At 58.8% G+C, this 13,592-nt stretch carries 10 protein-coding genes; 9 read left to right on the top strand and 1 reads right to left on the bottom strand.

Annotation, left to right across the window (positions count from 1 at the left end; all coding sequences use genetic code 11):
• Window positions 1-186: 186 nt before the first annotated feature.
• The gene (locus tag LB520_RS10425) at window positions 187-369 is read right to left on the bottom strand and encodes a hypothetical protein (RefSeq protein WP_224637440.1); all 183 of its coding nucleotides are present in this window, start codon (window positions 367-369) and stop codon (window positions 187-189) included.
• 600 nt (window positions 370-969) lie between these two features.
• Here LB520_RS10425 and LB520_RS10430 point away from each other — a divergent pair.
• The 9 genes from LB520_RS10430 to LB520_RS10470 all read left to right on the top strand — a co-directional run bounded on the left by LB520_RS10430 (window position 970) and on the right by LB520_RS10470 (window position 13,573).
• Complete coding sequence (locus tag LB520_RS10430) at window positions 970-1,398, top strand: hypothetical protein (protein WP_224630744.1); 429 nt, start codon at window positions 970-972, stop codon at window positions 1,396-1,398.
• Window positions 1,399-1,805: 407 nt separating this feature from the next.
• Window positions 1,806-4,544 (top strand): non-ribosomal peptide synthetase, encoded by a 2,739-nt coding sequence (locus LB520_RS10435; protein ID WP_224637441.1) that lies wholly within the window; start codon window positions 1,806-1,808, stop codon window positions 4,542-4,544.
• Window positions 4,541-5,524: an NAD(+) synthase gene (nadE, locus tag LB520_RS10440; RefSeq protein WP_224522964.1), complete on the top strand. Its 984-nt coding sequence runs from the start codon at window positions 4,541-4,543 to the stop codon at window positions 5,522-5,524. Before LB520_RS10435 ends, nadE begins: the two co-directional genes overlap by 4 nt.
• Window positions 5,525-5,526: 2 nt before the next feature.
• Window positions 5,527-7,545, top strand: coding sequence for an asparagine synthase (glutamine-hydrolyzing) (gene asnB, locus LB520_RS10445; protein WP_224637442.1), 2,019 nt, complete (start codon window positions 5,527-5,529; stop codon window positions 7,543-7,545).
• The gene (locus LB520_RS10450) at window positions 7,542-9,095 is read left to right on the top strand and encodes a class I adenylate-forming enzyme family protein (protein WP_224637443.1); all 1,554 of its coding nucleotides are present in this window, start codon (window positions 7,542-7,544) and stop codon (window positions 9,093-9,095) included. The genes asnB and LB520_RS10450 overlap by 4 nt, the downstream gene beginning before the upstream one ends.
• Before the next feature lie 54 nt (window positions 9,096-9,149).
• Window positions 9,150-9,416 (top strand): acyl carrier protein, encoded by a 267-nt coding sequence (locus LB520_RS10455; RefSeq protein WP_095768673.1) that lies wholly within the window; start codon window positions 9,150-9,152, stop codon window positions 9,414-9,416.
• A 45-nt stretch (window positions 9,417-9,461) separates the two neighbouring features.
• Window positions 9,462-10,175, top strand: coding sequence for a N5-glutamine methyltransferase family protein (locus tag LB520_RS10460; protein WP_224637444.1), 714 nt, complete (start codon window positions 9,462-9,464; stop codon window positions 10,173-10,175).
• A 336-nt stretch (window positions 10,176-10,511) separates the two neighbouring features.
• Window positions 10,512-12,206, top strand: coding sequence for a type I secretion system permease/ATPase (locus tag LB520_RS10465; protein ID WP_224523343.1), 1,695 nt, complete (start codon window positions 10,512-10,514; stop codon window positions 12,204-12,206).
• An 11-nt stretch (window positions 12,207-12,217) separates the two neighbouring features.
• Window positions 12,218-13,573: an HlyD family type I secretion periplasmic adaptor subunit gene (locus LB520_RS10470; protein WP_224637445.1), complete on the top strand. Its 1,356-nt coding sequence runs from the start codon at window positions 12,218-12,220 to the stop codon at window positions 13,571-13,573.
• The last annotated feature ends 19 nt before the right edge of the window (window positions 13,574-13,592 follow it).

Raw genomic sequence — 13,592 nt, forward strand, 5'->3', positions numbered from 1 at the left:
GACGGCCGCAATCTCTACGATCCCAAGGTGATCGCGCGCTACGGCATCGAATACTTCTCGATCGGCAGGATGGCGGCGTGAGGGCGCCAACCAGGCATCTTACTTCAACATGTCCGACAGGGCAGCTGTAGTTGCTATCGTTGTGGGCCGGAGCGCTTCTTCGGTTGCGCAGCCCACGTTCTGCTCTCAATCCGGCACGGGATCCCTACTTCCAAGCGCCTCGAGCATCGTTGAGAAGATGCTGCCGACCTCCTCCGAGATCTCTTCTGATCGAATTCCAGCCTTTTTTGCGTCGCTGGTTAGTCGCCCTGCAAGCTCTTGCGCTAAGATCGTGTCAGATGATGAATGATGCGGCAGATTGCTATCCATCCACTCCTGAAGGAATTTCAGGCCTCGTTCACTCACTGTAAAACCATTCCAGGGTTGTATCCATGATTAAGTGCAATCAAGCTTGACCAGTTTTCCACGCTATAATTTGTCACCGCGGGGATCGTTCCCTATTCAAACTCGCATATGGCTCATATTGTCCGCGCATGGAACGACGACACGCCATCCGGCGGGGAATGGACAGGCTTTGGGAAGTCTACGACGTAGGCGACCAAAGAGTTTTGCTCGTTGACGGAATTCCTTTGGCGCATTTGCGGGTCGAAGAAGCGCTGGACGCTCTGGACCTGCTAGAAGGCGGCTTCCTCGTTCCAAGTGACACTCCCCTGGTAGGGTGAAGTGATTGTCGACGGCCGTCATTTGACGAATATCCCCAAACCGTTGCGACTCTCCTCTCCAACATAGCGCAACTAAACGCCTGGCTAGGTGAACCTCTTCACATGGCGGATGATCGGGTCCGCTGCGGCAACGCAGGCATATCCCGGTGTTGTTAGACCCAATGAGCTTTCACCTCCGACGCCCTCATTCATTTAGCCGATGCACCGGCATGGCGGCGGTTCTAAGCGGGAGGATTGACGAGGTTAATTGCCGCGGCTTGAGAAAGCTCCAGCAGGCTCGATCGAAGGACTGACGCGTTTGCCGGCAACGGACACCTGCTCGCTGGTGGCGAGAATGACCTTTCCATTCGCGTTGGTGGGAATTGTTTTATTAGCTCTGCTGCCCGGCGCTATCCTCGATATGCTGGGCATGGGTTTCACGTTCAGTCACGACAAGCTCAATCATGCGGTCGCCTTCACGACTTTGGGGATCCTCGGCGGTCTCGGTTGGCCCAAGCAAAAATTGAGGCTGGTTGTATTCGTCCTTTTTGTAGGGGCGGCGATCGAGGTTCTTCAGGCCACCCCGCTGGTGGCGCGGGACATGGACATGTTCGACTGGATTGCTGATTTTGCAGGCGCTATCTGCGGACTGGCCATCGCCGCGTGGACAAACAGGATCGCCGGCGGAACTCGCTAAGTGCCGTCGATGCAAAACCGGTCGTATCGCCGGTCGTAGAGATTGCGGTATTTCCAAAGGACCGTCCGAAGGACAGCAACCGAGTCGATCGCGCGCTGCGCGCTGTAACTATCTTCAAAATTTTCTCAGTGGATATCGTGTAGCGAGTGGCTGAGCGCGACATGCCTTTTGGCAACACAGACCGTGGCGCTAGACGAGCCATTCAGAATGCAAATCTGCCCCGGCCCGCGCCGCGGCATCAGCTCTCCATGTCGCACGGCTGTTCTTTAGTCTGACGCCCCGCCGCCATGAGGCGGGCGCGAAATTTTTCGATGTACACCTCTAGCGTCGCCAGCATCATCAGAATGATCGATGAAATGGTTTGGGCGGGCGGCGATAACTGACGCTATCCATAGCGTGAGCCCGTCATGTCACCAGCCTACTCAGGATCGGAACTCGCGATTGAATATCCGCGGACGGATTCTCAATCGGCGGCAAATAACAAATGGACGAACGTCCCGGAATACGCTCTCGACCAAGGCGGCCCTGTCTTGCGCCCCTATCAGCGGATGGACGCTGATTATGCCGATGTCGCCATTGTCGATCATTTGAAAAATGTGGCCAGTCAGTATCCCGAAAAGCTGGCGATTACCGACGCAACCAATCGCTTCACTTATTCGGAACTCGTCTCGGCTGTCGAAGCACTGGCTAGCCGCATCCTCGCCATCACTCCCGCCGAAAACGCCGTCGGTATTCTTCTTGCGAATACGGCCTTCTTTCCGTTGGCGATGCTGGCGAGCATGGCCGCAGGGCGGCCTTTGGTACCCCTGAACACGAGGGATCCGGATACCAGGATCAATGCGATCGTGTCCGAGGCGCGGTTATCGACCATCATAGGGGATGGAGATGTCCGACCCACGGGCCTGCCGCGAACTGTCGGCTGGATAAATGTCTCGCCCCGCGGCGAACCGAAGAGCGATCGCGTTCCCCAGCTCCATCCGGTATCCGTGGATGCCCCCGCGATCGTCCTTTACACTTCGGGCAGTACAGGTCGGCCAAAAGGCATCGTTAACAGTCAACGCAGCCTGCTATGGCGTGTTCAGCAATATGTAAATGCCTGTCACATCAATGCGCAGGATGTATTCCTGCCTCTTACGGGACCGGCCACCATCGCTGGGTGTCGAGAGGTGCTCGCCGCCCTTCTTACCGGCGCCACATTGCATCTTCTTGAGGTCGAAGCCGTAGGCTTGCGCGCGGTTTTACACCGGATGCAAGCCGAGGGAGTGACTGTCACTTACCTGGTGCCGGCTCTCCTGCGGGCGCTTATGGCGAACAAATCAGAAGACGCATTCCGCAGTCTCAGGGTGGCTCGGATCGGCGGCGAAAAGGTTTCATGGTCTGACATCAAGCTGCTACGCGACGCCGTTTCAAGCAACTGCCTGGTGCAGATCGGCTACTCGTCAACCGAGACGACAGGATCACAATGGTTTGTACCGACCGATTGGCCGGAGCAGGCTGCCTCGGTTCCCGTTGGATGGCTCCTTCCAGGGATTAGTTTCGCGATTATCGACGAGCAAGGACGCCCGGTGCCGCCCGGCGGGACTGGAGAGCTTGTCATAAAAAGTCCGTATGTCTTGCTTGGCCATTGGGAGAACGGCGTCGTCGTGCCGGTGGCTGCAGACCCCGAGAACCCGTCCGTCCGCATCTTTGAAACGGGTGATCTCGTCCAACTGGACAACCATGGCCTGCTGCAGATCATGGGTCGCAAGGGGCGTCAGATAAAAATCAACGGCCGACGCGTTGAACCCGCGGAGCTGGAGCGGGTTTTGCGTGGCGCGCCTTCCGTTGAGGACGCTGTAGCGATTGTGACGGCGTCAACGGAACTCATCGCCTTCGCCGTACCTCGCGGGCCGGCCACTTCCAACTTCGCGGACGATCTCCGCCATCTTGCCCGAACGACACTGCCGCCGCCTCTGTGCCCGTTGAGACTGCACGCCATTGCCGAAATTCCACGCCTGCCGGGCGGGAAGGTCGACATGGCGAGGCTTGCCGAGTTGGACGGCGCAAGCGTGAGGCAGGACCGCATTGTCCAGGCTCCGAATACAGGACCCGAACGGACTATCCAGCAGATCGTGCAACGTGCCTGGACCAAGATTCTGAACACGCGCGTTGCCGCGGGACGTTGGGATGACGCCGGCGGCGATTCGCTGAAGCTGCTGCATTGTGTCATGGAGATCGAAAGCGTCCTCGGCCTGGAGATCGACCTTGAACCTTTCACCGTCGGAATGAATTTCGACGAAATGGTGAAGGCCGTCGCGGCCGCGAAAGCAGGTAACGAGCAGGCCAGTTCGCGCAAAGAGCATCCGCCAATTCTCTTCCTGCTCCCCGGGTCCGTCGGCTATGGCCCTAGCCTTGCCGCCTTCGCGGCCTCCATGGGTAGAACCGCCCGGGTTGTTCCGATCAGGTATCCCGCCCTGGCAATGATATTGCAGGGAAAAAACTCGGTCGCAGATATGGCCGAGGCCGCGCTCGACCAGATACGCCGCGCCCAGCCTGAAGGTAACGTACGACTTCTCGGCCATTCGCTTGGCGGCGTCGTTGCTTTTGAAGTTGCTTCAAGGCTGCTGGCTGCCGGGCGAAATGTGAAATTTCTCGGCATTCTCGACACCAGCCTGCTCGGTGAACGGAGCACTTACCGAGAGACGGTCGTCCGCACAATTCATCGAATCCGAACCAATCGTATTACCGCCTACAGAATGGCTTGCCGCGCCCTTGCAAAAGTCGTGGTCCGAATGGGCTACGAGATGCAACTGGCCCGCTTGCTTGATCGCTATGCCCAGGAGAAATTCAACGCGACCAGCTTTAGGGCCAAGCTGGAGCTTCAGGAAGTTTTGAGGGCAAAAGCGTTTTTTCAGTGGCTCCAGACGCCAAGACCCCGACTGCCGATCACCGGTACCCTATTTCGCTGCGCCCGTCCTGGAATGCCTCGCGCCATCGGGTGGGACAATGCTTTCGCAGACCTGGATGTGATCCCAATCATTGGCACCCACATCGACATGGTCTCGGAGCCTAACGTGGCCTTCAACCGACCGCTCATCGAGGCGGCCGTGGCCCGAACTTATCTGCCAGAAGAATCTCGCCAGGGGGAGGAACGGTCATCGACGTGATCTCCGGGTTTGGCAAGGATGCCCTGGTGCTCGACGCTCGTGCCGAGGTCGATCGCATCGTAGAAGCCTTGCGTCGACAGGTCTTTGGTACACTCCGGCGCCGAGGCGTCGTTGTCGGCCTCTCTGGGGGCATCGACAGCTCCGTTGTCGCAGCACTCTGCGTCGGCGCGTTCGGGAAAGATAAGGTCCTCGGCCTATTCATGCCGGAATCCCATTCTTCCGGCGACTCGCTGCGGCTTGGCCGAACGGTTGCAGCGCAACTTGGTATCGATTCGATCGTTGAAGACATCACGCCTGCCCTGGAGGGCATCGGTGCCTATTCACGTCAGATCGAGGCGATACGGACCGTCGTTCCCGCCTACGGTCAAGGCTGGAAGTGCAAGCTGGTGATGGCGTCGGTTCTGGAAAGCAACGGCATCAACATTACCAGACTGACGGTCGAGGATCCGGATGGCAAAGTCGACACGGTCAGACTGCCACCGGCAACCTATCTGCAGATCGTCGCCGCCACCAACTACAAGCAACGCGTGCGAAAGATGACGGAGTATTATCACGCGGACCGTCTCAACTACGCGGTGGCAGGCACGCCAAACCGGCTGGAACACGACCAAGGCTTTTTCGTCAAACAGGGCGATGGAATCGCCGACGTGCTGCCGATCGTCCACCTCTACAAGACGCAAGTCTATCAACTAGCGGAGTATCTCGGGATAGACCCCGAGGTGCGGCGCAGGCCACCAACCACGGATACGTTCTCCATGGCGCAAAGCCAGGAGGAGTTCTATTTCGCATTGCCATATCACCTGACGGATTTGTGTCTCTATGGCCTGAACCACGGCATTTCTGCCAACGAGATTGCAGCGGTCGCCGGCCTCACTCCCGACCAGGTTCAGAAAGTCTTCAAGGACATTGAAAGCAAGCGGCGCGCAGCGCGTTATCTTCACGCGAGACCCCTGCCCGCCGTCGAGATGGACGAGGGCTGAGCGTGTGCGGCATAGCCGGAATCGTGGCACTGGACGCTACCGCGGCGCGGCCTTCGCGCGATGCGCTTCTGCGCATGGCGGGGTCGCTCGTGCATCGCGGTCCGGACGAACACGGCCTCTACCGCGACAATCGCGCGGGGCTGGCCCACGCACGCCTTTCAATTGTCGACCTTTCGAATGGGCAACAGCCGCTTGCCGACACGAGCGGCAAGACCTGGATTGTCTTCAACGGCGAGATTTTCAATTACGTTGAGCTTCGCGAGAAGCTGGTCGCGCTCGGTCATCGCTTCCGCACCCGCAGCGACACCGAAGTGGCAGTTCATGCATATCGCGAATGGGGCGACTCCGCTTTTGAGCGGATGAACGGGCAATGGGCAATCGCGATCTGGGATTCGCTGGCCGGCCGCCTCGTGCTATCGCGCGATCGGTTCGGCATATGCCCCCTGCATTTTTGCGAGCACGCTGGGCGCCTCTATTTTTCCAGCGAAGTGAAGGCCATTTTCGCGGCCGACGCGGCTTTGCCGCGAGCCTTCGATCCAGCCGGCATTGATCAGACGTTCACTCTCTGGACGGTGGTCCCGCCGCAAGGCGTATTCAAAGGGGTCCGGGAACTCAAGCCTGGCCACATTCGGGTCTATGAGAACGGAACCGTTCGTGAGCAGGCATTCTGGAAACCCAGCTATCCCGAGGCGTTCGACGAACGCCATGAATTCCCGGGGTCGCTCGATGATGCCGTGGACGAAGTGCGCGAGGCTCTGCAGTCCGCGACGGCGCTGCGGATCGACCAGGCCGATGTGCCTGTTGGCTGCTACCTGTCTGGCGGACTCGACAGCTCGCTTGTCGCCATGATGGCAAGCCGCATCGCCGGCGACCGCTTCCAGACGTTTTCCCTGCGGTTTGCCGATGCTGAATATGACGAGACCAGCTACCAGCGATTGGTGGCAGGCGCGACCGGCAGCGAGCACCACGAGGTGACGGTTTCTCGCAGCGATATCGCCGATGTCTTTCCGGAGGTGATCTACCACACCGAACGTCCGATCCTGAGGACCGCGCCGGCGCCACTGCTTCTGCTTTCAAGATTGGTACGCGAGCACGGAATCAAGGTCGTGCTGACGGGCGAAGGCGCGGATGAAATGTTCGCTGGCTACGACCTGTTCCGGGAAGGGAAGGTGCGCCGTTTCTGGGGGCATCAACCATCCTCGACGAGACGCGCGCGATTGCTGGAACGCCTGTATCCCTATCTCACTCGTTCCCCGGTGCATCAGCAAGCAATGGCGCGTCAGTTCTTCGGACATGATATCCATGCCCATGATGCGCCAGGCTTCGCACATGGTACCCGTTGGCGCACGACCAGCGCTCTCAAGCGGTTGTTTTCTGCCGACATGAAAGCCGAGACGGAACCGTACAATGCGGCCGCCGCGTTCCTTGCGCGCCTGCCCGACGAATTTTCGCGCTGGGACTCTCTGGCACAGGACCAGTATATCGAAATCCAGACTTTGATGTCCGGCTATCTGCTCTCCTCGCAGGGAGACCGAATGCTGATGGGCAACTCTGTCGAAGGGCGCTTCCCGTTCCTCGACGATGACGTTGTAAAACTCGCGAACTCGCTTCCAGCCAAATACAAGCTGCGCATTCTGGATGAGAAGCATGTGCTGAAGCGGGTGGCCGAGCCGATCCTGCCGCCGGAAATCATCGCCCGCAAGAAACAGCCCTACAGGGCGCCGAACGCTCAATGCTTCGTTGCCGACAATGCACCAGCCTATGTGCGCGAGGCACTTTCGGAAAGAGCGTTGCGCGACGCAAATGTCTTCGATGCGGAGTCGGTCGCGCGCCTGCTGGGCAAGTGCCGAGCCAGGACCGTGGACCAAGATCTTTCCAATTCCGACAACATGGCGCTGGTGGGCGTGCTCTCCACGCAGCTTCTTCACCAGCAGTTTATCGCAAGCCGCCCCATCGGCAGGCAGAAGATCGAGCTCAGCGTCGACGTTGACCATGAGATCAAGGAAGAGGTGTTGGCATGATGCATGGAGCCATACCGCTGTTGCACGACTATCTCAGGCACTCGGCCGACCGGCTGGGTGACAAGGTGGCGCTGGTCTGCGGCGGGCAGCGCGTGACCTATGCCGAGATCGAGACCCGTGCCAACAGCGTTGCGCAACACCTGGCGGAGGCCGGAGTGACGCGCGGCGATCGCGTGATGATCTTCGCCGACAACACCGTTGAGACGGTCGTCAGCTTCTGGGCCGTGCTCAAGGCGAATGCCGTGGTGTGCATCGTCAATCCGCTGACCAAGAGCGACAAGCTTCATTACCTGCTCAACGATTGCCTGCCAGCCGCGCTGATAACGGACAACCATCTGACCTCGGTCTTCAGCGAGCCGGCCCGCAACTGCCTGTCACTGCGCCGGATGATTGTCTCCGGGCGTATAGATGACGCCGAGTTGATGCAACTGCCTCATGCGGTTCGCTGGGATGTTGCGATTGCCGGCAACAGGGAGGCACCGGCACGCAGATGCATCGACATTGATCTCGCCGCCATAATCTACACGTCAGGTTCTACCGGCGAGCCCAAGGGCGTGATGCTGACGCACACAAACATGATGGCGGCTTGCACCTCGATCGCATCGTACCTTGAGCTCGGCGAAGACGAAGTGATCCTCAATGTCCTACCCTTGGCATTCGATTACGGCCTGTACCAGATGATCATGGCGTTCCGCACTGGCGCCCGTCTGGTGCTTGAACGCTCGTTTGCTTTTGCAGCGCAGATCCTTGGACTGATCAAGCAAGAACGGGTCACAGGTTTCCCCGGCGTGCCTACTATTTTTGCGGCGCTCTCGGAGCTCAAATCGCTGAAGGATCAGGATTTTTCGAGCATTCGCTATGTTACGAATACCGCGGCCGCCCTGCCGTTGAAGCATATTCTCATGCTCCAGGACCTTTTTCCGAGTGCGCGCATCTATTCAATGTACGGGCTCACCGAGTGCAAGCGCTGCACCTACCTGCCGCCAGAGGACCTTGAACGAAAGCCGTCGAGCGTCGGGATAGCCATCCCGAACACGGAAATGTGGATCGTCGACGACGACGACAAGCGGGTCGGCCCCGACGTCGTCGGCCAGCTCGTCATCCGCGGCGCGACCGTGATGAAGGGCTACTGGGGCAAGCCAGAGGCGACCGCAAGGAAGCTTAAACCTGGTCCTCTGCCCGGTGAACAGGTCCTCTACACCGGCGACTACTGCCGGATCGACGCGGAAGGGTACCTTTATTTCGTAGGTCGTGGCGATGAGATCATCAAATCCCGTGGCGAGAAGGTCGCGCCCAAAGAGGTTGAGAACGCGCTTGTTGGCATTCCAGGGGTACGGGAGGCCGCCGTGATAGGCGTTCCGGACGAACTTCTTGGGCAGGCGGTGAAGGCGTTCGTCGTGATGGAGCAAGGGAAGTCCATCGACGAGAAACAACTGCAGAAGGAATGTCAAAGGCGGCTGGAAAATTTCATGGTCCCAAAATCAATTGTCATTGTACCCAGCCTGCCGATGACAGATACGGGAAAACTTAAGAAGACGGCTTTGTCATGAGGCGTTTTCCGCGAGACTTGGCGTCAATTTTCTTGTTTTAACCGGGGAAGCAAAATGTTGTCCAGCGAAGACAGGATAGAGACTTACAGCGAGAAAATTAGGGGGTTTCTGGCGTCCAACTTCTATGTTGCTGACGCTGAGGCTCTGGAAAACAATACGTCGCTGCTCGACCAAGGTATCGTCGACTCGACGGGAGTCCTGGAGGTCATCGGATTCATTGAGGAAACCTTTGGCATTGTCGTCGAAGACAGCGAGCTTCTGCCTGAGAACCTCGATTCCATCCAAGGGATTGCACAATACGTCATCCGAAAAAAGAACTGATCATAGCTGTCTCCCGAACGACAGCATTGGGAAAAGCGGGTTGTCGTGAGCCAAGAAATCAGCGTCGAGGATGCCTACAGCAAAGGGCGCACCATCTTCATGGGGCTGGAGTTGCTCGTGACACCTGGCGCGCTTGTGCCACGCCCGGAGACGGAACTGCTGGGCACAGCCGCCCTCGGCGCCTTGGATCAGTTGAGGACTGCGGAACCCCGCATTATCGACATGTGCTGCGGCGCCGGCAATCTGGCATGCGCCATAGCGCACTATGCCCCCACCGCGCGGATCTGGGCGAGCGACCTAACGGATGGGTGCGTTAAAGCCGCGCGCCGCAACGTCGACCATCATGGACTGGCAGGGCGCGTTTCGGTGCTGCAGGGCGACCTGTTTGAGCCTCTCTCCGGCCCGGAACTTGTCGGCAGGATCGACATGATCGTCTGCAACCCGCCATACATCTCGGAAAAGCGGCTCGAGGGCGACCGCTCTCACTTGACCGAGCTCGAGCCGCGCGAGGCGTTTGCGGCTGGCCCTTACGGCCTGAGCATCCACATGCGGGTGATAAGAGACGCGCCGCAATACCTGCGGCCAGGTGGCATGCTGCTGTTCGAGGTTGGCCTTGGCCAGGACCGGCAAGTCGTGAGTCTGCTCAACCGCGCAAAGGCCTACGAGAATATTGGCACGATCTCGAACGAAGCTGGCGAGGGCCGTGTCGTTGTCGCCCATATGAAGAACCCCGATGAACCACGCGCGTCGAATGTCTGATCAGGTCACTTTCCTCATCCAACAGACATCAAAACGTGATCCGACAAAGGGCAAACCCCGTCGACCTTCAAATGGTCAATAAACGCTCGCTTTCCAGGGTCGGTTATCCCCAGCTTGTTCGTGGCGATTCACGATTTAGCGTCTGAGCGTCACGATTTTGCTGCATTTTGATAAAATTTGACGAATGTTAGCTTGATGTAATGTTCGGGGTGGGCGGGTCACAACGAAAGGTAAGATCTTGTCCTACGCTGACAGCGTCCACGAGGCCGTGCGACAATCTCGAGTGAGAGATCGCGCGTCGTGAGGGAACATCGTACGCAACATTTGCTCTCAGCCATGTCGGGTTGTTGGTCCGGGCTGGTTGGCATTGGTCTCTTTTCGGCGGTGATAAACATTCTAGCCCTGACCGGCTCCGTCTACATGCTGCAGGTGTATGACCGTGTGCTTCCCTCGCAGAGCGTTCCGACGCTCGTAGGATTTACGGTCGGCATGCTGGGCCTCTACGCCATATACGGGCTGCTCGATTTCGTGCGGCTTCGCTTGCTGGTTCGAATCGGCAATCGCCTGTACAGAAATCTGCAGCACAAGGCCTTCACCATATCGCTGTCGGTACCCCTGGTCGCCGGGCAGGAGGCGAACCGGGTGCAGCCGCTTCGCGACTTGGACCAGCTGCGCGGCTTTCTCTCCGGCCTGGGGCCGACCGTTTTTTTCGACGCCCCGTGGATGCCGTTTTATATGGTGGTCATCTACCTGTTGCACCCTTCCCTTGGGCTACTGGCAACCGTCGGCGCCGTTGTTGTCGTGCTTCTGACCGTGGTCGCAGAAATTGCCGGCCGCGGCCCCGCGGCCCGAACTTCCGAAACACTGGTCGCGCAACGCATCCTTGCCGATGCAGGCCGCCGCAACGCGGAAGTCGTTCAGGCGATGGGTCTCTCCGCCAGGCTTGGCCGACGCTGGGGAGAAGTCAGCCATGCCTATCTCAAGAACCAGGAACGGCTCTCCGACATCGTGGGCGGAACCGGATCATTGTCGAAGACACTCAGGATGGCCTTGCAATCGAGTGTACTCGGGCTGGGCGCTTATCTGGTGATCGGGGGGGACGCTTCCCCGGGTGTGATCATCGCATCTTCGATATTGCTTGGCCGCTCTTTGGCGCCGGTCGACGCCGCGATCGCAAACTGGAGAGGATTTCTGGCCGCGCGCCGAAGCTACTCCGACTTGACTGCAGCGCTGGATGCTTTCGGTAGCCAAAGCGCTCCCATGGAGCTTCCCAGCCCGCGAGGGCAACTCTCCGTCGAGGAATTGACGATAGCCCCTCCAGGCGCACAACGGCCGACGGTTCTCAATGTAAGCTTTCGCCTGGCGAGCGGCGCTGGGATGGCAGTCGTCGGCCCTAGCGGTTCCGGGAAGACAACGCTGGTGCGCGCGCTGGTCGGAGTATGGAAGCCAATTCGGGGAACCGTTCGATTGGACGACGCTGCTCTCGATCAGTGGAGTTCGGAACTGCTCGGTGCTCATATCGGCTATTTGCCGCAGGATGTCGAACTGTTCGACGGAACGGTTGCCGACAACATCTCGAGATTTGGTGGCCAGAGCGACCCAAAAGGCGTCATGGCAGCCGCTCGAGCGGCTGGTGTCGACAAGATGATCATGCGATTGCCTCAAGGATTCCAAACACGAATCGGCGAAGGCGGGACGGCCCTGTCGGCCGGGCAGAGGCAACTGGTCGGATTGGCCAGGGCACTTTACGGCGATCCGTTTCTCGTCGTGCTCGACGAACCGAATTCCAACTTGGATTCAGACGGCGATGTTGCGTTGGCGGGGGCGATCCTGGCGGTACGTCAGCGTGGCGGTATCGTGATCGTCGTGGCGCATCGCCCCTCTGCGCTCGTCAATATCGATCAGGTATTGGTCATGTCGAACGGGATGGTCCACGCATTTGGCCCGCGAGAAGATGTTCTCTCAAATGTCGTCCGCCCCTTCCCCCAGCCGGCAGTCGTTCCGCTGCAAAAAAATGCCGGCAACGCTTGAGGTCCTATTCCGTGTCTGACGCGACGATTTCTTATGCTCGTATCAACGACGCAAGTCGTTGGCTCGGAACCAGGCTGATCAATGATCCGGATGGCATCCGTGCCAACCTGGTTCTGGGCTTGGCAACCACCGCCTTTCTGCTCGTTGGCGGAGGGACGTGGTTGGGACTAACCAAGATCGCCGGCGCTGTGATCGCGCCAGCGACCGTTGTGGTCGAAAGCAGTGTAAAGAAGGTCCAGCATCGGACCGGCGGCACCATCGGTGGGATTTTCGCCCAGGATGGTGATCATGTGCGTGCCGGCGCCGTGTTGGTCAGGCTTGACGACACGCTCACACGCTCAAACCTGCAGATCGTCAGTGAAGATCTCGACCGGGTCACCATCCGCCTGGCCAGGCTCGAGGCAGAGCGGCAAGGGCTGCCGGAAATGCAGGTTCCTCCCAGTCTGCGCGTGAGGATGAGCGACCCGCGGGTGGCTGCTCTTGTCAATGGAGAACGTGCCTTGTTTGAAAGCCGGGCTACGGCATTGGCTGGCCAAAAGGCGCAGTTGCAGAGCCGCTCGATGCAACTTCGACATCAGATTGACGGTCTCAAGGCTCAGCTTGCGGCGACGAACGACTCCTTGGATCTCCTTACCCGCAGCCTTGCCGACGTCCAAGCTCTTTACTCCAAGAAATTGGTGTCCAAAGAGCGACTGAGCAATGTCAGCCTGGAAGAAGCTCGTGCTCGCGGTGAGTCGGGGCGACTTGTTGCAGCAATCGCGGAGGTGCAAGCCCACATCAGTGAAACGGACTTGCAGGTGCTTCAGCTCGACGAGCAGATGCGCAGCGACGTGACAAGCGAGCTCCGCGAAAACGAAGCGAAGCGCACAGAGCTCGAAGAGCGCAAGATAGTGGCCGACGACGAGCTCGCAAGGACGGATATCCGATCTCCCCAGACCGGGACGGTACAAGAATCCTCTATCCACACCGTCGGAGGCGTAGTTGGACCGGGAGAGGTGCTCATGGTGGTTGTGCCCGACACCGACAACCTTGTCGTGGATGCGCTCATTCCGCCGACCCGGATGGATGATGTCCAGCCCGGGCAGCGGGTATCAATCCGCTTTCCCTCTTTCGACGTCGGAACCACACCTGTCTGCGAGGGTTCGGTGAAGCGTATCTCTGCAGATTTGATCAAGGATCAGGAACGCCAGCTTTCCTATTTTTCGGCTCGCATCCACGTCGACAACCAGGCCACCTGCCTGAAGGGTGAGAAAATCCTAAAGCCAGGCATGCCTGCCGAAGTTCACATAAGCACCGAGGAGCGCAGCGTCTGGTCGTATTTGCTTAAGCCATTGACCGATCAGATTTCCCGGGCCTTCAAGCAATAGCGGGACCGCAAACGCGGCC

This window comes from Mesorhizobium sp. CA12, assembly GCF_020165255.1.
Classification (GTDB): Bacteria; Pseudomonadota; Alphaproteobacteria; order Rhizobiales; family Rhizobiaceae; genus Mesorhizobium.